This is a genomic window from Streptomyces sp. NBC_01210 (genome assembly GCF_036010325.1).
Taxonomy (GTDB): Bacteria; Actinomycetota; Actinomycetes; order Streptomycetales; family Streptomycetaceae; genus Streptomyces.
In genome coordinates this window covers 7,952,807-7,976,389 of the sequence record NZ_CP108549.1, presented here as the reverse complement: position 1 = coordinate 7,976,389, position 23,583 = coordinate 7,952,807, and the positions used below count along the sequence as shown (strand labels likewise).

Sequence of the window (23,583 nt, the reverse complement as noted above, 5' to 3'; positions counted from 1 at the left end):
AGTCAGGGCCCGTCCCAGGAGGGGCCCTGACTGCGTGGTGTCACTTTCCGGCAGGCCTGCCGGTGACCTTGAGGTCGCGCAGGCTGCCCACGTTGTCGAACGAGCCGAAGCCCACCCTGCCCGAGCCGAATGTCTTGTCCACGGCGGTCATCAGCGGGTTCTTCGAGCCGCCGACGTATACCGCGATCTCTCCGCTGTCCGCGCAGTGCACGATGCGGACGTCGTGCCATCGCGCGTCGGCGATGGCCGGCGGAGCTCCGGTGGATCCGTTCCACTGGTGATCGAGCCGCAGCCGGTCCGCCTCATTGACCACGAAGATGCCGTTGTGCGGGTAGATCGTGTTGTCGGACGACAGATGCGCGTAATAGAACTTCGTGTCGGACTGGTAGCCGAACACGATGATCACGTCCCGGTTGCTGATCTCGACCGGGGTGTCCAGCCGGACCTCCGCGTCGATCCGGGTGGAGCCGAACCGCGGCCCCGCGGTGAGCACCGCGTACTCGAACGGCCTGCGCGGTCCCGGGCGGGCGACGCCCGCCTCGGCGAGAGTGACCTGGCCGCGCGGGAACTGCCATTTGGCGGGGGTGACGGGCGCCCAGTTCTTCGCGCCCGTCACATGCGTGAGCGTGGTGCCGTGGGTCCTGCAGTCGGCGAACCGGCGGGTCCCGGTGACCTTCCAGATCTTGCCGTTCGCCTTGGACAGCAGATACAGCTCGCCGCGCGCGTCCCGGCCGAAGCGGAGGTCGACCCGGCTGTCACCGGCGAGTTCCGGCAGGGTGACGCGCTCGCCCGTACGGCCGAAGAGCATCAACTGGTAGGTGTCGGCGAGCTGCTTGCCGCCCCTGCGCATCTCGCTTGCCTCGGAGTACAGCAGCCGGCCGTCGACGACGTCGCCGTAGAGGTATTTGCCCCACAGCGCCGGCGCGTCGTGGCCGCGGTAGACGAAGCCGCCGACGATCGCGCGCCCCAGGTCCGACCTGCAGTTCCAGCTGGCGGGCGGATCGTGGTCGTACGCGGCGACGGGGTAGGTGTAGCCGTTCTTCGCGTCGTCCTCCGGCAGCGGGAGCAGCCGGTCGCAGGGGTTGACCGCCGCCTTGTCGTAGACGAAGGTGCCTTCGCGCTCGCTCCAGCCGAGGTTGTCTCCTGCCCGCACCTCGTAGACGCCTTCGACGGCGTGCTCGCCGATGTGCCCGAGGTACATCCGGTGACGGCCGGCCGGGTCCCAGCTGAAACGGTGCGGGTCGCGCATTCCGTACGCGTAGATCTCGCCCAGTGCACCCGGCTTGCCGACGAACGGATTCGAGGCCGGAACCCCGTATTTTCCGTTCGCGCTGTTACTGCCGCGCGGATCGATACGGAGGATCTTGCCGTGCGGCAGCGCCAGATTCTGCGGCTCGGTGTTGTTGACACCCTGGGCTCCGTCGCCCGCGGCGACGTAGAGCAACCCGTAGTCCCGGTCGCCGGGCCTCGCGGTCGGGTTGAAGTCGATCTGCTGGATGCCGTGGCCGCCGCCGGAGAATCCGATACGGAGCAGCTCGCGACGGCTGCCGCTGAAGGTGTCAGCGGCCGGGTCGTCGGCCGTCCACTCGGTAACGATGCCGTGGTAGTTGGTGGTCGCCTGCTGGACGAAGTCCGGCCGGGCGGAGGTGGCGGAGGCCTTCTCGGTGTGGACCGTGAAGAACCTGCCGTTCTTGCGGAAGCCGGGGTCGAAGGTGACGAACCCGAAGCCCTGGCCCATGCCGCTGCTGGCGAAGAAGGCGGGGCCGATGGCGGCGGCGACATCCAGATATACGCGCGGTTGTCCGTGTTCGACGAGATAGAGCCGGCCGTTGAGGTCGGGGACCGCCATCCGCCCCGAGCGGTCGGGCAGTTCGCTCAGGAAGTTGATCCGGGCATGGCGCTTGAGGCGGGGGTCTGTGACCGGTCCGGGAACGGGTTCGGTCTTGGGGAAGGAGGCGTACTCCTCGACCACCAGGCCCAGACCGGACTGGATCGGCTTCGTCGGTATCGGGTCATGGACAGGCCCACCGGCTTCGTCTGCTGCCTGCGCCGCGCCGGGCGACGCCGTCAGTACGGACAGCAGCAGGGCGAGAGCGAGCACGGCAATGAGGAACGGGGATCTTTTGCTGCGAGGTGCGAGCACCGCTGGTCTCCTTCGACGCGAGGGAGCGAGAGCTCAACCATGTAATCGACGTCTCGGTGCTTGAACAACCGTCGTGCACAGACCAGTTGAGAATGCTGCCTGTCTTGCGGGATGCCTCGGGATTCCTTGACACCACGTAAGGTGATCCGTAACTTCCTGTGCACGAATAAGACCATCGGTCACATACGAGAACAGGTGGAGCTGTGAGTCCAAGACGGATCGTGGTGTCGGGCGGCGGTACGGGCATCGGGCTCGCCGTGGCTGAGTCCTTCGCCGCGGCCGGCGCCGATGTGACCCTTCTCGGCCGCCGCGAAGTGGTGCTGCGCGCGGCGGCCGAGAAGCTCAACGCCACCCACGGGGACTCCACGGCGACCTGGTTCCCGGCGGATCTGTCCGAGCCCGAACAGGTACGCCGCGCTGCGCAGTTCATCACCGACGGCAGTGACGCGGTCGATGTTCTGGTGACCAACGCGGGAGGCAATGTCGCGGCCTCGCACGACGGCAGCCTGGAAGGCATCGCCGACAGCTACCGCCGCAACTTCGCCGCCAACGTCCTGACATCGGTCCTGCTGACGGAGGCGCTGCTCCCCCACATGCGGCGGCCGGGCGGCCGGATCGTCCATCTGTCGTCGATCGCGGCTCTGCGCGGCCCGGGTTCGTACGGCGGCTCGAAGGCCGCGGTCAACACGTACACCTTCGATCTCGCCCAGAGGCTCGGCGCGGAGGGCATCACTGTCAACGCCGTGGCACCCGGATTCGTCGCCGACACGGAGTTCTTCGGCGACCGCGCCACTCCGGAGTTCATCGCCTCGCGGGTGAAGCAGTCCCTGACGGGCAAGCCGGGGCTCCCCGCCGAGATCGCGGCGATGGTCCGCTATGCCGCCTCGCCCGAGGCCGCGTATGTCACGGGCCAGATCCTGCACATCAACGGCGGCGCCGCGCTGGGCCGTTAGACGGGCGCGCGCGTCCCGGCCGGACCGGCGCGCCGCCTGTCGCCCGCCACCCGCCGCCCGTCACCCGGCGCCCGTCAGTCCAGCCGGAACGCGTCCGCGAGTGCGTCGATCTGGGCCTCGAGCAGAGTCCCCGGGTCGTGCCCCATACCGGTGAACTGACCGGCCACTTCGAGGCTGACGGCGCCATGCATCTGGGACCAGGCGAGCACCGCCCCCGCCAGCGCACGGCCCACACCGCTTCCTGACGCCGGCAGTTCTGTGTACTGCTCCGCCCAGGACGCCACGGCGGGCTCCCGCTCCGCCCAGGCGGTCATCTGCTCGACGAGCCGGACCGCCGGTCCCGACGGCTCCCCCGCGACGAAGACGCTCAGGAACGGACCGAGCGCCGCCCGCGCCCGCGCCACCGTGTCGGCCGGTGCGCTGTAGCCGGGCAGGGGCGGGCCGGCGATCAACAGATAGCGGTGCGGCTGCTCGACGCCCCAGGCCCGGAACGCGTCGGCCAGCGCGTGCAGCCGTGCGCGCGGTGACACCTCGGCACAGGCCTCCGCGGCGACTCCGATGGCCTCGGCAAGGTCGTCGTACGTATCGCGGATCAGCGCACTGAGCAGGTCGTCACGGTTGGCGAAGTAGCGGTAGAGCGCGGGCCCCGACATGCCCATTTCCTTGGCGATACGGGTCAGCGCGATGGCCGCCAGGCCACCTTCGGCCAGCTGTCGCAGCGCGGCTTCCTTGATCTCCGCGCGCGTCTGCTCCCTGTACCGGGCCCGTGGGCCCTGTGTCGTCGGCGTCACAGCCACGTCCCTCCATCGATGATGCAAACCATCCTAGCTTCTGTTATGGTTCATAACTAACGCAACAATGCATCACCATTTCGGGTTCCCGACCATCGTTTTCCGGGGCTCTGATGACCTTTCCCCACACCATCGACGCGGACGCACCGGTCGTGGTCCGCCGCCGCATCACCGTCGACGCGCCCGCCGCGCCGATCTGGCGCATCCACAGGGACATCGACGCCTGGCCCGGCTGGAATCCCGGCATCGAGACGGCGCACCTCAACGGCCCGCTCGCGCCCGGTGCCACCTTCCGATGGCTGACCGGCGGCCTGGACATCGAATCGAAATGCACCGGCTCCTGGACGAGTCACTCGAAGCCTGGCTCCGGCATCTGAAGACAGCGGCGGAGCGGGCGTAAAGAACCGCCCCCGGGCGCCTCACCCGGGCGCACGCCGTTCGAACACCACGTCCCGTGCCGTGTCCAACGCCGTCGCGACCGCGCCCAGCAGGATCGCGTCCTCACCGAGGGCGCTCGGGGCGACCTTGGGGCGCAGCGGCGTAAGGGACTTGAGGGTGTCGCGGACAGTACGCAGCAGCAGGTCGGCGCTGTGGCCGACGCCGCCGCCGAGTACGACCAGGTCGGGGTCGAGGACGGCGGCCACGGCGGCGACGGTGTGGGCCAGGCGTTCGCCCTCCTGGCGGACCGCTGTGGTCGCGGCGGGATCGTCGCGACGTGCGGCGTCGAAGACGTCCTTGGCGGTGAGCGGTCCGGTCATGCCGAGCGCACGGGCCGCCGCGACGACGGCCTCGCCCGAGACTGCGTCCTCCAGGACATCCGGCTTGTGCCGTCCGGGCCAGGGCAGGAAGCCGATCTCGCCGGCGGCGCCGTGCGCGCCGGTGAACAGCCGGCCCTCGTGGACCACGCCCATGCCCAGGCCGGTGCCGATCATCACGTAGACGAAGAGTCTGCTGCCGGCGCCCGCGCCGAACGCGTACTCGCCCAGGGCGGCGAGGTTGGCGTCGTTGTGGACGGCCAGCGGCAGGCCGAGTTGCTCACGCATACGGTCGAAGAGCCCCGCGCGGCCCCAGCCCGGCAGGTTGACCGCATAGCGCACGCGGTGGTGCTGACTGTCGTACACACCCGGGGTCGCGACCACGGCCTGGATCACCCGGTCGAGGTCGACGCCGCTGTCGGCGACGACCCGGTGGGCGGTGCCGACGACGAGGTCGGCCATGGTGGCCGAAGTGCGGGCGCGGTTGCGCACGTCGGCGCGGGCAACGACCGAACCGTCCAGATCGGCGAGGGCCACCCGCAGCCAGTCGCGGCCGATATCGATGCCCAGGGCGTATCCGGCGGCCGGGTCGGGGGCGTAGAGGACGGCGACGCGGCCGCGTTCGGGGGTGTGGGTCCCCACCTCCCGTACCAGGCCTGCCTTTTCCAGCGCAGCGAGAGCGCTGGAGACGGTGGGTTTCGACAGGCCGGTCTCGCGCGCGAGCTGAGCCCGGGACGCGGACCCGGCCGCTCTCAGCCGGTCGAGCAGCAGCCTCTCGTTGGCGCCGCGCAGTCGCTGACTACGACTACCTCGGCTACAACACCACCGCCTACATGGGCGCCGAGATCAAGGACACCGGCCGCACACTGCCGCGTTCCATCATCTTCTCGATCCTCGGCATCATGGCGATCTATCTGCTGCTGCAGATCGGTACTCTCGGCGTCATCGACTGGCACCGGATGACCGACCCCGGCGACATCGCCTCCACCTCCGTCGCCTCCGCCGTCCTGGAGGAGACCTGGGGCAAGGGAGCCGCCGACACGGTCACCGTCCTCATCCTCATCACTGCCTTCGCCTCCGTCTTCGCCGGCCTCCTCGGCGGATCGCGAGTGCCCTACGACGCCGCACGCGACCGGGTCTTCTTCCGCCCGTACGCCAAGCTCCACCCCAAGCACCGCTTCCCGATGCTGGGTCTGGCCACCATGGGCGTCATCACGGCCATCGGCTTCCTCATCGGCCGCCACACCGACCTCGCCACACTCATCCAGCTGCTGACCACCGTCATGGTGATCGTCCAGGCCCTGGCCCAGGTCGTCGCCCTGACCGTACTGCGCAAACGTCAGCCGGCCCTGAGCCGCCCGTACAGGATGTGGCTCTACCCGCTGCCGAGCATCGTCGCCCTCGCCGGCTGGCTGGTCATCTACGGATACGCCGACAAGAACTCGCCCGGCCGCCACCCCATCGAATGGTCACTGGCCTGGCTCGCCCTGGGCTGCGCCGCCTTCCTGGTGTGGGCGCGCTACGAGAAGGTGTGGCCTTTCGGGCCCAAGGAGATCTCGGAGGACTACCTCACGCAGCAGGACAGCGGGACCGAAACCATCACGGCCTGAGCGGCCGATCCGCTGCCCGCGGCCGCCGGCCGGTGGCCCCACCTGTTCCGCGGCAAAACCCTTCGAACACCTGTGACATTCCCACGAGCCCTGGCGCTGTTGTCTGTAGGGGACATCGACAAGGTGTGCCGTGCCGGCGCGACAAAGAGGACCGAGTGGGCAAGGTGGGGGGGCGGCCGCCGTGCGGAGACGTACGACGCGGAGCTCGGTGAGGAAGTCGCGCGGGCACAGGAAGGGGACGAAGGGGCCTTCGCCGCTGCCTACAGACGCGTACACCCTCCTCTGCTGGGCTATCTGCGTGGCCTGGTCGGGGACGATGCCGAGGACGTTGCGTCCGAGGCGTGGCTCGAGATCGCGCGTGACCTGGGGCGGTTCCGAGGGGACGGCGCGGGCTTCCGTGCGTGGACGGCGCGCATCGCGCGCAACCGGGCCATCGACCATCTGCGTCGGCTGAAGAGCCGACCGCGCGGCACGCTCCTCGAACAGGAGCTGGGAGAGCTGCCTGCCGGGCAGGACACAGCCGGAGAGGCCTTCGAAGCCATCTCGACGGAGCGTGCCCTCGCGCTGATCGCGACCCTGCCCCGACAACAGGCGGAAGCGGTGCTCCTCCAGACGGTCATCGGACTTGACGGGGCGGCGGCCGCGCGGGTGCTGGGCAAGCGGCCCGGGGCGGTACGGTCCGCCACGCACCGCGGGCTGAGACGGTTGGAGAAGCACCTGGCGACGCTCGAGCGAAGCCGTGTGACAGATTCGGACTCCCGTGCGCTGGGAGAAGCGACATGACCGAGAACCGATCCAGAGGTGCCATGGACTCCGGGGACGAGCCGCGGACGCCGACGCCGGCACGGACGCCGACGCTCGATGAGCTGCTCGCTGCCGCCGCCCGCCCGGCGCCCGCCGCACCGGAAGCGGAGGAGCGCGCCGTCGCAGCCTTCCGGGCGACGCGCGAGGAGGGTGCGCCGACAGCGCGCACCCGGCGTATGGATGACTGGCGGCCCGTGGAGCCGCGGGTCCGGACCCGCTGGATCAAGGTGGTACTGGGCACTCTCGTGGCCGGGCTGACGCTCGGAGGCGTGGCGATGGCGGCCGGCGCGATCCCGACACCGTTCGGCGATACGCCCGAGAAGCCCGAACCGTCGCCCAGCGCTTCCTCGGCTCAGGACATGGAGACCCCCGGCCCTGCGCGCCCCTCCGCCCCCGTGCCATCGGCGGCCGGACCAACCGCGCGTACTTCCGGCGAGCCTCCGCCCAAGGCCCGGAATCAACTGGCGCAGTGCCGTGTGTACGAGTCGAAGCAGGGGCGGGGCCGGTCGCTGGACAGTACTGCGCGACAGCATCTCGAAGACGCCGCCGGCGGTCCCGACTCCGTTGCCGCGTACTGCGCACGGCTGTTGAGCGAGCAGCCTCTCAACCAGCCGCCCAACACAGGTCCGTCCAAGGACGACAAGAAGGATCCGCCCGTGCCCGCCGGGCAGCAGAACGGACGGGAGAACGGAAGCGCTCCCGGACAGAACCCGTCTGGGAGCCAGGCGAACTGACAAACCGACGAAGGTGCATTGCGCGCTGGTGCGCGGCCGGGGCCCCTTCTTTGTGGGACCCCGGCCGCATTCCGTCAGCGGCCGTCGGGCTAGGGGGTCAGCACCAGGCCGATGCGTGCGCCTGCCGGCGCGCCGAGAGCCGTGACGCCGTGGTACACGCCCGACGAGGGGATCACTCCGGACGTGCCGCTGTTGTCGATCTGGAGGACCGCGCCGTTGTTCGCGTCCTCGCCGTCAGCACCGATGGCCAGATCCGCCCGCGTGTAGCCGGACAGATCGGTCAGTGAAACGGACGAACCGAGACGGTCGTTGGGCTCGGTGTCACCCGGCACACCCGCGGTGTCCTGGTGGTAGGCGACCGACCCCGTGGCCGTCGGTCCCGTGGCCGAACCGCGGAGCAGGATCACCTGGCCCGCGTTGCTCCGGGCGACGCCGTTGCGGGTGATGTCCTCGCCCGGAAGTCCGGTGAGCATGTCGCCGTATCCGTCGAGGTTGACGTCGCCGATGGAGATGGACGCGCCCATGTCGTCGCCGGTCTCGCCGGTGTCGGGGACGCCGGTGGTGTCCTGACTGAATGTCAGCCTGCCGGTCGAGGTCAGCCCGGTCGCCGAGCCGAACACCGCGGTGACGGCGCCGCCCTTGGCGGTGTGACCGGACTCGGCGGCGACGGGCTGACCGACGGCGAGGTCTGCATAGCCGTCACCGTTGAGGTCACCGGCGGCGAGGGAGCGGCCGCCCTTGGCGTCCAGGATGCCGACCCGCTGCAGACCGGTGGAGGAACCCTTCAGCCACAGCAGGCGTGCGATACCGCCCGGGTCGCGGAAACTGATCGCCACATCGGCGTAGCCGTCCTTGTTGAAGTCACCGGTCACGGCGGAGGAGAGGCTCGTCGCCGCGGTGTACGCGGAGGTGCCGAGGAAGCCGGCCTTCGTGGCGTACTCGGACTTGTCCTCGAACACCCACCAGCGGCCCGGCTTGCCCGGAGCGACGGTCAGAATATCGGCCTTGCCGTCCGCGTTGAAGTCGCCCACGGTGACGGCGGAGCCGAGCTTCTCGCTGACCAGCCGGTACGCGGGAGAGGTCATGTACTGCTTGCCGGTGTCGAGCCCGGGGCCGTACACGACCGTGACCGAGCCGGTGTCTCCGTGGCCGGAGTCGTCGTCCTCACCGAGCGCGCCGACGGCGAGGTCGGCGTAGCCGTCACCGTTGACGTCGCCGTGCGCTGCCGAGGAACCGAAGTTGTCGCTGGTCTCGTTCTCTCCGGGGACGCCGGGTGAGGCCTGGGTGAGGGTGCGCCGGGCCGTGGCCACCGGCCCGCTCGTGTCGCCGGGCAGGACACTCACCGTGCCACCGGTGGCCGCGGTCTTCGGCAGGCCGACGGCCAGGTCCGTGATGCCGTTCCGGTCGAAGTCGGAGGTGGGGATCGCTGAGTTGCGCCCCGCGCTCGCGGCGAAGTCACGGATCGATGAGAGCTTGGCGTACAGGTTCTTGCCCGGGCACGCGGTCGCGAAGGCGTCACGGTGGCCGGAGATCACATTCATCGTGGCCTGCTGGCCCTCGGTCCATTTGCCGGTGTTGCCCTGGGCCGTGAGCGTGACCGTGCCCTTCGGGCTGCCTCCGTACTGGCCGAGCTTCCAGGCGGCGACACGGGCGGCCGACTGCAGAGCGGCCGTGGTCGGCTTTCCGGCAGGCTTTCCGGTGGCGGCATCGCCCTCGAAGTCACCGAGCAGAGCGATGCCGGTGGAGTAACTGTTGAATCCGTACGTGTGCGCGCCCTTGACCGGCAGGTCGACGCCGCCGGCCCGGCCCTCGAAGATCTGGCCGCACTTGTCGACCAGGAAGTTGTAGCCGAGGTCGTTCCAGCCCTCGGTCTTGACGTGGTACGTCATGATGCCGCGGACCAGGGCGGCCGACTCGGCGCAGCTGTAGCTGTTCGAACCGACGGTGTGGTGGATGAAGACCGCCTGCACCCTGTCTATGTACTCGGCGGGGTCGTCGACCATCGACTCGTCGGCGCCCCACTGGGCGCGGCCGATGATCGGCGGCTGCTTCACCGTCGACGGTGGAGCGGTCGGCTTGGTGGGAGTCGGGCTCGGCGTCGCGGTCGGCGTCACAGTCGGGCCGGCCGTGTCGGTCGGAGAGCTCGTCGGTGTGGCCGAGTCCAGGGGAGTCGCGGTGTCGGTCGGCGACGCCGGATCGCTCGGGCTGACCGGATCGCTCGGGGAGGCGGACGGGGTCTCGTCCACCGCGAACGCGGCGTTGTCCATGACCGTGGCGGCCGGGCTCTTGGCCTCGGTCCTGCTCACACCGGGGTCGACCATGTGCAGCTTGAGGTTCTTGGGCAGCGCCTTGCCCGAGTCGACGCGTACCTGCACCGCGGTGGACGGTCCGACCCACAGCGGCTCGGACGCTCCGTGTGCCGTGCCCTCGGCCCCGTCCGGCCGGTGTGCGTCCAGTTCGAGCGCCTGCCAGCCGGACCACTTGCCGGTCTCGGCATTGCGCGTACGTACCCGTGCCGTGCCTTCGACCGCGGCCGTGGCACTGTCCCAGCCGATACCGACGAGGGAGAACGGCTCGGTGCTGGTGGCCGGCAGCTCCCGCTCGCTGGCTCCACCCTTGTCCAGCCCGAGCGTACGGAGTTCAGCCGCCCGCTCCTGCTGATGCGGCTTCTTGGGCAGTCGGACGGGTTGGCCGTGGCGATGGTGACCACCCCCGCCCCGCCCAGGACGACGGCGCCGACGGTCAGCCAGGCTCGGCGCTTCATGCTCAATGGTCTGTACGCATGCGACGTACGCGGGCTCAAGTGCCCCACCTCTCCAGAATGTTCACCTGCGGCGCACCCGTCACATGGGCGGCCTGAGATACCCAGCGCACCGCGCTGACGAAACATCACGGGCAGCGGCTGGCTGTGATGCGGATCACGCATTGTTGGTGCCGTTGCGTCAGGGCGCGAGCGCGAGTACGAGTACGACGCCGGGCACCGGGTCGTCTTCGCCACCGAGCGGGCGGGAACACTGCCCGCAGCTGGTCCGTAAAACGATCAGAGGCCGTATCGAATCTCTTCGATACGGCCTCTGATCTGCGACTTCGAAAAGTCGGGACGACAGGATTTGAACCTGCGACCCCTTGACCCCCAGTCAAGTGCGCTACCAAGCTGCGCCACGTCCCGGTGCGCGCTTCTTCCGGATTTCCGGCCGAGCGCGCAAGAGAACATTACCCCACTTCGCGGGGCGGTTGGACGTCCGGCCTGCGGTCATATGCCCCGCGGTGGCCCCGACGGCGAGGGCATCACACCGTGCCTCAAGTGATCCGGGTTCGGCGGGTTACTCCGCGGCCGTCGGCTCGACCGGCCCACGCACGTTCCAGCCGGGGGCACGCACATCCAGCCGCAAATCCTCAGGGACGACCTCTTCTCCGCAGTGGCGGCAGCTGTGGACCATCTCCAGCTCCTCGCCGCAGGAGTGACCGAAGACCGCCGGTGGCTCGTCGACGAGCCACCTGTCACCCCATGCGCGCAGCGTGGTCAGCACGACCAGCAGGTCCCGGCCCGCCTCGGTGAGGTGGTATTCGAAGCGCGGAGGATGCTCGCTGTACGGCCGCCGGACGAGGATGCCGACGGACTCCAGGTGGCGCAGCCGCACGGTGAGGACATCGCGGGGAGCGCCGGTGTTACGGGCGATCGCGGCGAACCGGTGATTGCCGAGGCTGATCTCCCTGACGGCCAGCAGCGCCCATTTCTCACCGACGACCTGCAGCGACGCCGCGATCGAACACGGCCTGCCGCGCGAGTCCAGGGCCGGGGCGGGAAGCGTGCCGCCCTCCTTGGTGCGTGCCTTCATGCTCCCTAGGTTGCCACATCCAACTCACTGCCTCTAGCATCGCGTCCCGAGAAGTCAGTTTGATATTCAAACCATGGCGCGAGTCGGCCGGAAATGAGTGACGAATCATGGTCCAGCAGGCCCCACCCGTCGAGGACACGGCGGCGAGTTCGCGCTTCCGTCTCGTCTTCGCCGTCGTTGCCGCCGGCGTGGCGATGTCCAACCTCGACCTCTTCGTCGTGAACGTGGCGCTCCCCCACATCAGCGGCCACTTCCACGAAGCCTCGCTGTCCTCCGTGTCCTGGGTGCTCAATGCCTACGCCGTGGTCTTCGCCGCGCTGCTCGTCCCCGCCGGCAGCTTCGCGGACCGCAACGGACCGCGCCGCGCGTATCTGCTCGGTGTCTCCGTCTTCACCGTGGCCTCGGTGCTGTGCGCGCTCGCGCCGAGCGTCTGGCTGCTCGTGGCCGCTCGCGTCGCGCAATCGGCAGGTGCGGCGCTGCTCATCCCGGCCTCGCTCGGCATCCTTCTGGCCGCCGCCCCGCCGGAACAGCGCGGCTCCGCCGTACGCAACTGGGCGGCGCTGGGCGGGCTGGCCGCCGCGCTCGGCCCGGTGGTCGGCGGCGCGCTCGCCCAGGCCGATTGGCGCTGGATCTTCCTGATCAACGTTCCGGTCGGTATCGCCACCGTCATCGTCGGCCGGAGCGCGATAACGCCCACCGCACGTCGTACGGAGAGCGGCCGCAGCGATCTGCTCGGCGCGGCACTTCTGACCGCCGGAATCGGCGCGGTCGCACTCGGGCTGGTCAAGGCCCCGGACTGGGGCTGGACTTCGGGTTCGCCGGCGATCGTGCTGCTGGCGGGGATCGTACTGCTCGCGCTGTTCGTCCGGCGCTCGGCGAAGCACCCGGTGCCGGTCCTGCCGCTGCAGCTGCTGCGGACGCCTGCCATGGGCCCTGCCCTGCTCGCGAATCTGCTGTTCGCGGCGGCCTTCGGCGCAATGCTGCTCTCGGCGGCGCTCTGGTGCCAGAACGTATGGCACTGGTCCGCGCTGCAGACCGGTCTGGCGATCAGCCCCGGCCCCGTCATGGTGCCGCTTCTGTCAAAGTACGCGGGCCTGCTGGTGCAGCGCTTCGGCGCGGCCGTCGTGGCCGCGACCGGCAGCGGGCTGTTCGCGATCGGCCTTCTCTGGTGGATCGCGGCCCTGAGCGTCAAGGAGCACGACTATGTGCTGGGACTGCTGCCCGGCATGGTGCTGACCGGCGTCGGCGTGTGCTTCACACTGCCCACGCTGGTGGGCGCGGCGGTCACCAGGGTTCCTCCGGCGAACTTCGCCACCGGCTCGGGCGTGGTGACCATGGCGCGCCAGACCGGCAGTGTGGTGGGTGTCGCGGGGCTGGTCGCCGTGCTCGGCAAACCGCACGGTGCGGCGGCGGCGGACGCCTTCCGCCACGGCTGGATCTTCACTCTGGTGGCGACGGTGGCCGCGGCGGCCGCGTGCTGCCTGCTCCTGCCGCACTCACGGCCTGCGGCGAAGACCGACGGTGACCGCTGACCGCTGACGGCTGACGGCGGGCGCCTGTCGGACCACAGTGGACAATTGAGGTGTGGACAAGGCACGGAGGGACCGCGACATCGAGGGGCGCGCACGCAACGCACGCCCTCGCGACGGGCTGGGACGCCCGCTCCCGTACGGAACACCGGGGGTGGAACGGCAGCCCGAGGGTGTGGTGCGTACGCCCGGTGAGACGCTGACCGAGGCACAGCGGCTGCTCGACGCGGGCATGCCCTTCCATGCGCACGAGGTCTTCGAGGACGCCTGGAAGTCCGGTCCCGAGGCCGAGCGTGAGCTGTGGCGAGGGCTCGCGCAGCTGGCGGTGGGGCTCACGCACGCCGCCCGCGGCAATACGGCGGGCGGCGCACGGCTGCTGCTCAGAGGCGCGGACCGGATCGCCGGCTTTCGCGACCCGTACGGCATCGATGTGACCGGGCTGACCGCCTGGGCGCGTGAACTCTCGGCCCGCGTCCAAGGACCGGTGGACGCGGGCGCCGAGGCGCCGCGGCTGACCTCAGCCCTGTAGCAGGACGACCTCGAGGGTGCGCGGGCCGTGGACACCCTCGACCCGGTCGAGTTCGATGTCGCTGGTCGCGGAGGGTCCAGAGATCCAGGTCAGCGGGCGGGTCGGGTCGAGGCGGGGCATCGCCTGCGGTACGGACGCCACGACCTGGTCCGGGACGCGTACGACACAGATGTGGTGGTCGGGGATGAGCGTGATGCGCCGACGGCCCTGTCCGGGACCGGCGTCCAGCACGATCGTGCCGGTCTCGGCGATGGCGAGCGCGCATCCTGTGACGACACTGTCGACGGCGTCGAGTTCCTGCGCGGTGGAGACCGAACGGTCGTGGATCCGGGTCGCGTCGGCGGCGGAAAGCCACTCGGGCGGCAGTCCGGGCGGTACCAGCACAGTCGCGGAGCCGCGGTACGCGAGCAGCCGCATGAGCAGCAACGGCAGTTCGTCCGCGGTCGTGCGGTGGACGACGGCCCGGTAGTCCGCGAGGTTCTCGTGGAGGAGGTCGAGGACCGCGGCCGGGTCGTCGGGTGTGTGGGTGGTGAGGTAGTCGCGGGTCGGCACGGGAGCCTCGGGCGCGGCGGCGACAGCGCTGCGAACTCGGGCGAGGATGCGGTCGCGGGAGCTCGTACGGGAGTGGGGTCCGGCGCTCATGTGCGGTTCCTCTTCCACCAGTCACGGAAGGATTCGGCGGGCAGCTCGGGCAGTTCACGGTCGGCGGTCCAGGCTCCTGCGCCCGGCAGTTTCCTCGGGTGCAGCCTTCGGGTCCTGGACGCGGCGCGTTCCCCGGCGGCGAGCGCGGCGGGATGGTCGAGGACCCAGCCCGCGGCCTTGATCGCGGCCTTCTCCAGGCGGTGGCCCTTGCCTCCCTGGTCCGCGACCTTCTCGCGAAGGTGGACGAGGACTTCGGGGATGTCGATGGCGACCGGGCACACCTCGTAGCAGGCCCCGCAGAGAGAGGACGCGTACGGCAGAGAAGCATCGATCTCGCTCTGGATGCCGCGCAGTTGGGGGCTGAGGATGGCGCCGATCGGGCCGGGATAGACCGAGCCGTACGCATGCCCGCCGGCCCGCTCGTACACCGGGCAGACATTGAGGCAGGCGGAGCAGCGGATGCAGCGCAGCGCCTGGCGGCCGACCTCGTCGGCGAGGGCGTTGGTGCGGCCGTTGTCGAGGAGGACCAGATGGAAGCTCTGCGGTCCGTCGGCGTCAGCGGTGCCGGTCCACATGGAGGTGTACGGGTTCATGCGCTCGGCGGTCGATGAGCGTGGCAGCGTCTGCAGGAAGACCTCCAGATCACGCCAGCTCGGCACCACCTTCTCGATACCGACCACCGAGATCAGCGTCTCGGGGAGGGTCAGGCACATCCGGCCGTTGCCCTCGGACTCGAAGACCACGAGCGTGCCGGTCTCGGCGACCATGAAGTTGGCACCGGAGATACCGACCTTCGCCCGCAGGAACTTCTCGCGGAGGTGGAGGCGTGCCGCCTCGGCGAGTTCGGTGGGGTTGTCGGAGAGGCCGTCGGGAGCGGGCCGTCCCCAACTCCCCATCCGGTCCTGGAAGATGTCGCGGATCTCGCCACGGTTGCGGTGGATGGCCGGAACCAGGATGTGCGAGGGCCGGTCGTCGCCGAGCTGCACGATGAGTTCGGCGAGGTCGGTCTCGTAGGCCGAGATGCCTTCGGCCTCCAGGGCTTCGTTGAGACCGATCTCCTGCGTGGCCATCGACTTGACCTTGACGACCTCGCGCTCGCCGGTCGCCTTCACCAGACCGGCGACGATCCGGTTGGCCTCCGCCGCGTCGGCCGCCCAGTGCACGGTGCCGCCGGCCTCGGTGACCGCCGTCTCCAACTGCTCCAGATAGCGGTCGAGATAACGGAGCGTGTGGTCCTTGATCTGCTTGCCGGCCTCGCGCAGCTCCGCCCAGTCGGCGAGCTCCGCCACCGCCAGGGCCCGCTTGTCGCGGATGGTGTGGGTGGCGTGCCGCAGATTGGCGCGCAGCGTCACATTGTGCACGGCTTCCTTGGCCGCCTCGGGGAAGGACGGCATCCCGAGATACGTGCCGCTCATACGTAGGGCTCCTCTTCGGTACTGGCGAGGATGTCCGCGATGTGCAGGGCGCGCAGCGGCACGCCTTTCATGGGCACAGCCTCGCGGCGCAGGATCCCGCCGATGTGCATCAGACAGGAGTTGTCGGCTCCGCACAGCACATCGGCTCCGGTGGAGACGGCATTGCGGACCTTGTCCCGTCCCATGGCGGCGGAGACCTCGGCGTTCTTGACGGCGAAGGTGCCGCCGAAGCCGCAGCACTCCTCGGCGCCGGGCAGTTCGCGCAGCTCCAGGCCCTTCACCGCGTCGAGGAGCTTCCGCGGCCGTTCACCGAGATGGAGCATCCGAAGACCGTGGCAGGAGGGGTGGTAGGTGACGGTGTGCGGGAAGTAGGCGCCGACATCGGTGACGCCGAGGACGTCGACGAGGAACTCGGTGAGTTCGTATGTACGGGAGGGGAGCGAGGTCTCGCCGAACTTCGGGTAGTGGTCACGCACCATCGCCGCGCACGATCCTGACGGCGTCACGACGTACTCGTACCCCTCGAAGGCCCGCGTCGTCCGCCGTATCAGGGGCTCGGTCTCGCGCCGGTAGCCGGTGTTGAACTGTGGCTGTCCGCAGCAGGTCTGCGCGGCCGGAAAGTCCACCTCCACCCCCAGCCGCTCCAGGAGTCTCACTGTCGCGATGCCCGTGGCCGGATAGAACGCGTCATTGACGCAGGTGACGAAGAGTGCGACACGCATGGTCGGAGGATATGCCGCTACCGGCGGCCCCGGTAGGTCCCACGAACCGCCGGATGCGGCAGACTCGACAGGGTGAGAAAGATCTATGTGATCGGCATCGGGGCGGGCGACCCCGACCATCTGACGCTGCAGGCGGTCAAGGCGCTGAACAAGGCGGATGCGTTCTTCATGCTCGACAAGGGCGAGGAGAAGTCGGATCTGACGCGACTGCGGCACGACATTCTGGACGCGCACATCGAGGACCCTTCGTACCGGCTGATCGAGGCACGCGATCCGGAGCGGGACCGGAAAACATCGGACTACTCCCCCGCGGTCGACGACTGGCGCCGCCGCCGGGCCGACCTCTATGAGCGGTTCATCGCCGAGGAGCTGGGCGAGGACGAGTGCGGGGCGTTCCTCGTCTGGGGCGATCCGGCGCTGTACGACTCCACCCTCGGCATCCTGGAGGAAATCCTCGAACGGGGCGCGGTCGCGTTCGACCATGAGGTCATTCCCGGCATCAGCAGTGTCTCCGCGCTGCTGGCCAGACACCGCACCGGTCTCAACCGGGTCGCGCGTCCCGTGCAGATCACCACGGGCCGGCGGCTCGCCGAAGGCTGGCCGGACGGCGTCGACGATGTGGTCGTGATGCTCGACGCCCGGCAGGCCTTCACCCGCCATCTCGACCAGGACCTGTTCATCTACTGGGGCGCCTATGTGGGCACCGAGGACGAGATCCTGGTGTCGGGGCGGCTGGCGGAGGTCTCCGACCGGATCGAGGAGCTGAGGGCCGAGGCGCGCGCCCGCAAGGGCTGGATCATGGACACCTATCTGCTGCGCCGCGGCTGAGGGGGCCGAGTGGTCGGAGCGGTCGGAACTATCCGACCTGTCCGAGCTGTCCGAGCTGTCCGAGCTGTCCGAGCTGTCCGAGCTGTCCGAGCAGTTCGAGTACGCCCGCCACGTCCGGCGCGAGGGGCACCCCGGGCGGCGCGGACGGACGGCGGACCACCACCACGGGCATGCCCAGCTCGCGCGCGGCGGTGAGCTTGGCGGCGGTGGCGGGCCCGCCGCTGTCCTTCGTCACCAGGACGTCGATGTCATGCGTACGGAGCAGCTCCCGCTCGCCCTCGAGGGTGAACGGTCCGCGGTCCAGCAGGACGCGGATATGGCGGGGCAGCGGCGGCTCGGGCGGCTCCACCGACCGTACGAGAAAGTGCAGTTGATCGAGGCATGCGAAGGCGGCGAGGCCGAGACGTCCGGTGGTGAGGAAGACGCGCCGACCCAGCGCGGGCAGCTGCGCGGCGGCGTCGACGAGCGAGACGGCCGAATGCCAGTGGTCCCCGGGGCCGGCGCTCCAGCCGGGCCGCCGCAGCGCGCAGAGCGGGATACCGACGGCTGCCGCGGCCTGCGCGGCGTTGGCGCTGATGACGGAGGCGAACGGGTGCGTGGCGTCGACGACGGCATGGACGCGGTGCTGGCGCAGCCAGTCGGCGAGACCTTCCGGGCCGCCGAAACCCCCGATGCGTACCTCTCCGGCGGGCATCCGGGGCTGCGCCACCCGGCCGGCGAGCGAGGTGGTGACACGGAGGCCGCCGCGCCCGGTCAGCTCGGCGGCGAGCTGTCGGGCTTCGGCCGTGCCGCCGAGGATCAGGATGTGCGTGCCGGGCATGGGACCGAGGCTACTTCGCCCGTGGATCGCGTACGCGCTCGCCCGGCCTGGGACGAGGACGCGGTACGCGCGATCATGACCCGAGGCGTAGTGCCATGTCACACGTCGCCACCTTCGCCCAGGGGGCGGGCACACTCTGTCCGAAACGGATCAGGTCACCAGGTCAGATGGAGCGCTTCGGGCGAGCGATGGATCAGGGTGGGCCGCATCACGATCGGCAGCCGGTCCTCGTCGATCCGCAGACCGGGCACCCTGCGGGCGAACAGCCCGATGGTCAGCCGGAGCTGCTCACGGGCGAGCTGGGAGCCGGGGCAGCCGTGGGTACCGTGGCCGAAGGCCACATGCTGCCGGGAGACCGGCCGCGTGATGTCGAAGACCTCGGGCCGCTCGTAACGGTCCTCGTCGCGATTGGCCGATCCGTATGCCACGAACACCGTTGCCCCGGCAGGGAGTTCGGTGCCCGCAATCGTCACGGCCCGGGTGGTGGTCCGTCTGAAACCCTGGACCGCGGTGTCGTACCGCGCGGCCTCCTCCACGGCTGCCGGTATCAACGCCGGGTCGGCGCAGATCAGTTCCCACTGCCGTCGGTCGCTCAGCAGATGGAGCAGCGTCGTACCGATGAGCGCGGTGGTCGTGAGATGCCCGGCGATCAGGAAGTTCTGGAGGTTCGACACCAGCTCGTGGCGCTGGTCGAGGGTGAGATCGCCGCTGCCGGGCGCGAGCGCGGCGACCATCGCCGAGCAGAGGTCGTCGCGCGGGCTCTTCCGCCGGTCCCGTATATAGGTGTCGAGAAGCTTCTGCAGCGCGACAACATCCTCGGCGGCCCGGACCTGCTCGTCCGGGTCCAGCGGTCGGAACAGCAGCTCTTCGGCGCGGTAGCCGCCGTGCACCGCGGCCGGCACATCCGCCGGGTCGAGCCCGAGCAGCCGCCCGATCACCTGACCGGGCAGCTGTCGCGCGTACGCCTCCATCAGCTCGACCCCGCCGTCCGGCGCGAAGCCGTCGACCAGCGCCTCGGCGCGCTCGGCGGCGTACGGCACCAGCGCGGCGACCCGGCCGGCGGACAGGCCGCTGTTGAGCGGGGCCCGGTGGCGCTGATGGGCCGGGCCGTCGGTGGAGACGACGGTGGGGCGCTTTCCGTAGCCCTTGGCCAGCACCTCCAGCGCGGCCGGCGAGGGCATGACGTCGGGGAGCAGCGCGCGCACCGACGAGAACTCCTCGGGCCGCCGCAGCACTTCCCGTACGTCCGTGTCCCGCGCGACGAGCCAGGCATCCAGCTCGGGAACGAAAGTCAGGCCCTCGGCCCGGCGCGCGTGCGCGTAGAGCGGGTAGGGATCGCGTTGCAGCTCGTCGAGCCTGGCGTGATCTTTGCTCGCCACGCGGCGCCTCCGGGGCGGAAGGAAGGTTCCTGCACTGTGGACGCACCGGTCGTCCGGATGTTCGGCCGCGGCACGTCCGGCCATGGTGCCCGAGCCCCGCCGCATCGGGAAGGGGCACTGTCCGCAGAGCGCACTTTGGCGTAATGGGCCCTGTACCAAAGGCGGATCGCCGGTCTACGGTCTCCGGTGGCCGACGGTCGCACAACGGGGGTGCACTCGATCATACGCGGGATCACTGGGTTACGGTCCTGGACGCGGGCGTCGGGGTGGCGGCGGTGGACGACCGCCTTCTGCCTGGCAGCGTTCGCGGCAACTCCCCTGATCGGGCCCGGATGTGATGTCGTACCCAGCGCTCAGGCGGCGGCGCGGTCGACGGCCGAGGGCGGCAAAGGGGGCCTTGTCCCGTACTACGCGGATCAGTTCAGCCAGGAGGGCTTCGACTTCCGCGACAGGCTGGGGACCGAGTACAGAGGCGCGTACATCCGCGAGAAACGCCAATTCGCCAACGGCTACAGCGAGTTCGCCAACGTGGCCGCCGCTCTGGTCGATCCGCGCGGGCGCACCGACGATGAACTCGAGGACCTGCTGGGCACGGGGCGGCCGGAGGAAGCCCCGGCGTACGACTTCAAGCTGGTGCCCCTGGAGGATTGGAAGCGCTATCTGCGGCCCGGGGACTATCAGGAATTGCGCGCGCAGGGCGTGAAGAACCTGCTGATGGTGCGGGCGATGAGCTTTCCCGGCGTGCGGGAGGGGCGGAAGAAGACGGGCCTGCACTCCGAGAAGCTGATCAAGAACGTGCTGCAGCAGAACAGGACCGGCAAGGCGGCCCTGCACCCGCTGTCCTGGTACACCGACCGGGGTCCGTGCGAGGAGTGCGACGAAGAGGTCATCGAGGACGGGACCCCGGTCTACCACACGCAGGAATACGGCCTGAGCCGGCAGGAGCGGGCCCGGCGGGATGCCGAGCTGAAGAAGGCCGAAGTCGAACTCGGCAAATTAACGAACAGTCAGAAGCAGCTCGTCGAGCGGGCGGAGAAGGCGGCCAAGCTACCTGCGGGACAGCGCGCGAACGAGAGGAAGGTGATCAAGAGGGAGATGGAGAAGGTGGCCGACCGCCGGAAGGCCGCGGAGGCCCGCAGGCAGCGGATCGTGGACCGCTACAAGGACATCGAGAGTGTCCGGGCTGCCACGGCCAGCGGCAATCTGCGCAAGGACATCGACAAGGCGCGCCAGGCCGACGCCGCGGCCAAGTCCGTGTTCGTCGCCGCTCGGACGGACTGCCCGACGCCGCAGGCACAAAGCCTCGGACTCCCGGGCGCCGCCTCCCATGTCCGGCTCGCGGCCTTCTCCACGCGGCGGACCGCCGACTGCGGTGACGCTGACGAGCAGGCCAGGGGCGGTCTGGTGCGGGGCTTGTCCATGCCGCCCCAGGCGCCCGGCGGCATCGACTTCTCCCGCCTTGAGCTGCGCTACCTCGCCGATCCCGGGTCGGACGGCGGTGGTCTGCGCTACGCGTTCAAGGCTCCCTTGACGGCATCGGGCAAGGGAAGCGGATCGACAGGGTTGGCCGGCGCCAGGGAGTCGTCCGAGGCCTTCTTCACCTGGCTGGAGTTGGAGCCGTCGTCGTTCTGGGTCAACCTCAACCCCAATGAGCCCGACCGCATCGTCGACTCCCGGCTCGGCCGGACCGACGCGGGACGGGTGTTGCTGCAGGCCGATCTGCTGCTGAAGAAGACGACCGGCACGTTCATCCACCCGGACTCGAAACTCGGCGCGGAGTACTGGGGGTCACTGTCGGGCGACTGCATGTCGTTCCGTACGTGGATCGTGCCGACGCCGGCGACGGTGCACGAGGAGGGGGATGAACTGCACATCCTCGACGCGCCGTTGGACGTACAGATGGAGACGCAGTATCTGAAGTCGCGCGGCGGCAACGCGGCGGTGTCGTGCCCGGAGCAGTCCGCCTCGGTGCAGGAGCACAACGAGGCGGTGTTCCGGCGACTGATCCTGCCCAAGGTGGTCAAGGCGGTGAACACCGCCCCGAGTACGCCGAGCTGCGGCGTGTGTATCTCAGCAGAGTCGCGGCCGAGTGGTACCGCAAACTGAGCGTGCGCAAGAAGACGGCGTACGGCGAGATGATCGACAAGGGTGACATCAGCGACTACACCACGCAGAAGAAGTGGACGCCGCGCGACACCTTCGACCAGTACGTACGCTCGTACACCAAGGGCGAGTTCAAGGTGACGCACCGCACCCGTAAGGGCAACACCGAATACACGAAGACGTACATCTACGGGGGCGTCGACTTCACCTCCGTCCGCTACACCTCGATGTCGGCCGACCGGATGAAGGAGCGCTGGCCCACGCTGACCCGGGACGTGAGCCGGTCGCTGGCACAGCCCGTGACGGACACCGGACAGCGGCAGGTGTGGCTCGGCGGAGGCGCGTCGGCGGCGGACGCGGGTGCGGGTGCGGGTGCGGAGGCCGACGCGGGTACGCCGGCGACGAGGCAGGCCGACGACTCGAACGGTGGGGGCGTGTCGGCAGGGGATGTCGCGTCCGGGGCGATCCGGTGGCTGCCGGCGGTGGCGCTCCTCGCCGTGTTCTTCGTGCTGCGGCAGAGGGTGCGCCGGCGTCGCGTCCGCTGACTCGGCTGCGGCGTGGGCCGCAGCACCGCCTCGGGCGCTCACTGGCCGGCAGCGAAGCCGTGAAGCCCGCCGAGCGCGAGCCGGGCAGCCAGGGCAGCGGGGTGGTTGGACCGCGCACCGCCACCTCCATCAGGAGCAGTCCCGCGGTCTTACTGCGACCACACCCTCCCCCTTGACCGAGAAGCGAGACGACCGAGGGGCCTGGAGAGAGCGGCTGCGACCATCGTGAGACCACATCCAGCAGCTCCGCGAAGCCCTCGGGCGGGTCCACTCCCCCACCCCGCACGGCTTCTGCCCCCACCGCCGACGATCCGCAGACCGGCCGGGCGACCACATGGCGACCGCCCTGCCCCTGAACACACGAAAGGCCGCCCTCTCATAGATGAGAGAACGGCCTCCGACCTGCGTTTCCGCACAGTCGGGACGACAGGATTTGAACCTGCGACCCCTTGACCCCCAGTCAAGTGCGCTACCAAGCTGCGCCACGTCCCGGTGCCCGTCTGACCTGGGGTTTCCCCGGGCCGAACGCGCATGAGAACAATACCGCACTTCGACCGGTGGTCACGAACCCGTTTCCACCCCTGAGCGCGCTTGACCTCGACCATTCCCCACAGGAGCGGCCGCCCGGCTTCAGCGCGTACGACTCCCCGCCCGGCCATCATCCCGACCGGCTGCTGGTTCCGGGCACCGAGATCGGCAGCGGCCGCCTCGGACACAGGCTGCCGCCGACCGTGGGGACCTCGGGCTGCGGCCGAAGGGGCCCAGAGCCGGCCGGGACCTCGAGGCCTCTACGCCGGCTTCACGGCGCCGCATCCGGGGCGGCCCCGAGCCGTCGTCGCCCGGGTCGAGCCCAGGAACGCCCTCGCCTGGAAGAGGGATTTTGATCATGGACACCCTGCGCGACCGGTTCGCCCCGACGACATCGGGACTACTGGACCAAGATCCACGGCCGGCTCTCATGCCGCCCGAGATCAGCAGGGAGGGCTTCGACGGGGCGGAGCGCCGGCAGCCGGAACGGGTGATCAACGCGGGGATCCGGGAGTGGCTAGCTCGCCGGCGCCTGCCCCAGCTCAGGGTGGGCGTCGACCAGTCTGCGGGGTGCGGCCTGGCGCCAGGAGTCGAGCAGGATCGCGTACAACTCCTCATCGTCCTCCACGGCCGCCAACCGCACCCGCAGCCAGGCGTAGCTGTCGTCGTGCCCCGCGCGTATGAAGAACTTCTCGGGCTCGGAGGCGATCAGCCCTTCCCGGTCCTCCTTGGGGCACTTCACACCCATCGCCTTGTCGTCGTCATCGAGCGAGGCGAAGATCTTGCCGCCGCTCTTCAGGCGGAACGTGGGCATGCCCCAGGCGAGCTTCTCCATCGCGTCGGGGAGGGAGAGCGCGAGCCTGCGTACATCGTCAGCAGTGGCCATGCGTAGACGGTACGACGCGACACTGACA

General features: G+C 69.8%; 20 protein-coding genes, 2 tRNA genes and 2 pseudogenes. 11 read left to right on the top strand and 13 right to left on the bottom strand.

Features of this window, described 5'->3' with window-relative positions:
* Window positions 1-40: 40 nt before the first annotated feature.
* Window positions 41-2,143, bottom strand: coding sequence for a PQQ-dependent sugar dehydrogenase (locus OG735_RS36030; RefSeq protein ID WP_327327331.1), 2,103 nt, complete (start codon window positions 2,141-2,143; stop codon window positions 41-43).
* Window positions 2,144-2,346: 203 nt separating this feature from the next.
* Here OG735_RS36030 and OG735_RS36025 point away from each other — a divergent pair, with 203 nt between their 5' ends.
* Complete coding sequence (locus tag OG735_RS36025) at window positions 2,347-3,096, top strand: SDR family NAD(P)-dependent oxidoreductase (protein WP_327327330.1); 750 nt, start codon at window positions 2,347-2,349, stop codon at window positions 3,094-3,096.
* Between the two features lie 74 nt (window positions 3,097-3,170).
* Here the strand turns inward: OG735_RS36025 and OG735_RS36020 are convergent, their stop codons facing one another.
* Window positions 3,171-3,887 carry a TetR/AcrR family transcriptional regulator gene (locus OG735_RS36020; protein WP_327328571.1) on the bottom strand — a complete coding sequence of 239 codons (717 nt, stop codon included), beginning with the start codon at window positions 3,885-3,887 and terminating at the stop codon, window positions 3,171-3,173.
* Window positions 3,888-4,000: 113 nt separating this feature from the next.
* Between OG735_RS36020 and OG735_RS36015 the strand changes: the two genes are divergently transcribed.
* Window positions 4,001-4,264, top strand: a complete 264-nt coding sequence (locus OG735_RS36015; protein WP_327327329.1) for a hypothetical protein — start codon at window positions 4,001-4,003, stop codon at window positions 4,262-4,264.
* A gap of 42 nt (window positions 4,265-4,306) precedes the next feature.
* Here OG735_RS36015 and OG735_RS36010 read toward each other — a convergent pair whose 3' ends face one another.
* Window positions 4,307-5,434, bottom strand: a complete 1,128-nt coding sequence (locus tag OG735_RS36010; RefSeq protein WP_327328570.1) for an ROK family transcriptional regulator — start codon at window positions 5,432-5,434, stop codon at window positions 4,307-4,309.
* A gap of 8 nt (window positions 5,435-5,442) precedes the next feature.
* Between OG735_RS36010 and OG735_RS36005 the strand changes: the two are divergent.
* The 3 genes and pseudogenes from OG735_RS36005 to OG735_RS35995 all read left to right on the top strand — a co-directional run.
* A pseudogene (locus OG735_RS36005) lies at window positions 5,443-6,252 on the top strand (APC family permease); the annotation flags it as partial.
* Between the two features lie 123 nt (window positions 6,253-6,375).
* The gene (locus OG735_RS36000) at window positions 6,376-7,035 is read left to right on the top strand and encodes an RNA polymerase sigma factor (RefSeq protein ID WP_327328569.1); all 660 of its coding nucleotides are present in this window, start codon (window positions 6,376-6,378) and stop codon (window positions 7,033-7,035) included.
* Window positions 7,032-7,790 (top strand): hypothetical protein, encoded by a 759-nt coding sequence (locus OG735_RS35995; RefSeq protein WP_327327328.1) that lies wholly within the window; start codon window positions 7,032-7,034, stop codon window positions 7,788-7,790. Before OG735_RS36000 ends, OG735_RS35995 begins: the two co-directional genes overlap by 4 nt.
* 89 nt (window positions 7,791-7,879) lie before the next feature.
* Here OG735_RS35995 and OG735_RS35990 read toward each other — a convergent pair whose 3' ends face one another.
* From OG735_RS35990 to OG735_RS35980, 3 genes are all read right to left on the bottom strand, one after another.
* Window positions 7,880-10,165, bottom strand: coding sequence for an FG-GAP-like repeat-containing protein (locus OG735_RS35990; protein WP_327327327.1), 2,286 nt, complete (start codon window positions 10,163-10,165; stop codon window positions 7,880-7,882).
* 720 nt (window positions 10,166-10,885) lie between these two features.
* Window positions 10,886-10,959 (bottom strand) — tRNA-Pro (locus OG735_RS35985).
* Window positions 10,960-11,113: 154 nt separating this feature from the next.
* Window positions 11,114-11,629: a winged helix-turn-helix transcriptional regulator gene (locus tag OG735_RS35980; protein ID WP_327327326.1), complete on the bottom strand. Its 516-nt coding sequence runs from the start codon at window positions 11,627-11,629 to the stop codon at window positions 11,114-11,116.
* A gap of 107 nt (window positions 11,630-11,736) precedes the next feature.
* Here OG735_RS35980 and OG735_RS35975 point away from each other — a divergent pair, with 107 nt between their 5' ends.
* A complete protein-coding gene (locus OG735_RS35975) occupies window positions 11,737-13,161 on the top strand; it encodes an MFS transporter (RefSeq protein ID WP_327327325.1) in 1,425 nt (474 codons plus the stop codon).
* Window positions 13,162-13,213: 52 nt separating this feature from the next.
* Entirely contained in the window at window positions 13,214-13,687 is a 474-nt protein-coding gene (locus tag OG735_RS35970; RefSeq protein ID WP_327327324.1) for a DUF309 domain-containing protein, read from the top strand.
* Here OG735_RS35970 and OG735_RS35965 read toward each other — a convergent pair.
* The 3 genes from OG735_RS35965 to OG735_RS35955 are packed head-to-tail and all read right to left on the bottom strand — an operon-like array spanning window position 13,676 to window position 16,466.
* The gene (locus OG735_RS35965) at window positions 13,676-14,329 is read right to left on the bottom strand and encodes a LutC/YkgG family protein (RefSeq protein ID WP_327327323.1); all 654 of its coding nucleotides are present in this window, start codon (window positions 14,327-14,329) and stop codon (window positions 13,676-13,678) included. The genes OG735_RS35970 and OG735_RS35965 overlap by 12 nt on opposite strands.
* Window positions 14,326-15,744 carry a LutB/LldF family L-lactate oxidation iron-sulfur protein gene (locus OG735_RS35960; RefSeq protein ID WP_327327322.1) on the bottom strand — a complete coding sequence of 473 codons (1,419 nt, stop codon included), beginning with the start codon at window positions 15,742-15,744 and terminating at the stop codon, window positions 14,326-14,328. Before OG735_RS35960 ends, OG735_RS35965 begins: the two co-directional genes overlap by 4 nt.
* Window positions 15,741-16,466 carry a (Fe-S)-binding protein gene (locus OG735_RS35955; RefSeq protein WP_327327321.1) on the bottom strand — a complete coding sequence of 242 codons (726 nt, stop codon included), beginning with the start codon at window positions 16,464-16,466 and terminating at the stop codon, window positions 15,741-15,743. Before OG735_RS35955 ends, OG735_RS35960 begins: the two co-directional genes overlap by 4 nt.
* A gap of 72 nt (window positions 16,467-16,538) precedes the next feature.
* Here OG735_RS35955 and cobF point away from each other — a divergent pair, with 72 nt between their 5' ends.
* Window positions 16,539-17,294, top strand: coding sequence for a precorrin-6A synthase (deacetylating) (gene cobF, locus OG735_RS35950; RefSeq protein ID WP_327327320.1), 756 nt, complete (start codon window positions 16,539-16,541; stop codon window positions 17,292-17,294).
* 28 nt (window positions 17,295-17,322) lie between these two features.
* On the opposite strand, the gene OG735_RS35945 is transcribed toward cobF, so the two are convergent.
* Window positions 17,323-18,114 (bottom strand): cobalt-precorrin-6A reductase, encoded by a 792-nt coding sequence (locus tag OG735_RS35945; protein ID WP_327327319.1) that lies wholly within the window; start codon window positions 18,112-18,114, stop codon window positions 17,323-17,325.
* 155 nt (window positions 18,115-18,269) lie between these two features.
* Window positions 18,270-19,493, bottom strand: coding sequence for a cytochrome P450 (locus tag OG735_RS35940; protein ID WP_327327318.1), 1,224 nt, complete (start codon window positions 19,491-19,493; stop codon window positions 18,270-18,272).
* Between the two features lie 210 nt (window positions 19,494-19,703).
* On the opposite strand from OG735_RS35940, the gene OG735_RS35935 reads away from it, so the two are divergent.
* Window positions 19,704-21,599: a hypothetical protein gene (locus OG735_RS35935; protein ID WP_327327317.1), complete on the top strand. Its 1,896-nt coding sequence runs from the start codon at window positions 19,704-19,706 to the stop codon at window positions 21,597-21,599.
* On the top strand, window positions 21,557-22,141 hold the full coding sequence (locus tag OG735_RS35930; protein ID WP_327327316.1) for a hypothetical protein: 585 nt from the start codon (window positions 21,557-21,559) through the stop codon (window positions 22,139-22,141). Before OG735_RS35935 ends, OG735_RS35930 begins: the two co-directional genes overlap by 43 nt.
* A gap of 418 nt (window positions 22,142-22,559) precedes the next feature.
* On the opposite strand, the gene OG735_RS35925 is transcribed toward OG735_RS35930, so the two are convergent.
* Window positions 22,560-22,633 (bottom strand) — tRNA-Pro (locus OG735_RS35925).
* Window positions 22,634-22,749: 116 nt separating this feature from the next.
* Here OG735_RS35925 and OG735_RS35920 point away from each other — a divergent pair.
* Window positions 22,750-23,002 (top strand): annotated as a pseudogene (locus OG735_RS35920) (hypothetical protein); the annotation flags it as partial.
* 184 nt (window positions 23,003-23,186) lie between these two features.
* On the opposite strand, the gene OG735_RS35910 reads toward OG735_RS35920, so the two are convergent.
* The gene (locus OG735_RS35910) at window positions 23,187-23,555 is read right to left on the bottom strand and encodes an MmcQ/YjbR family DNA-binding protein (RefSeq protein ID WP_327327315.1); all 369 of its coding nucleotides are present in this window, start codon (window positions 23,553-23,555) and stop codon (window positions 23,187-23,189) included.
* Between the last annotated feature and the right edge of the window lie 28 nt (window positions 23,556-23,583).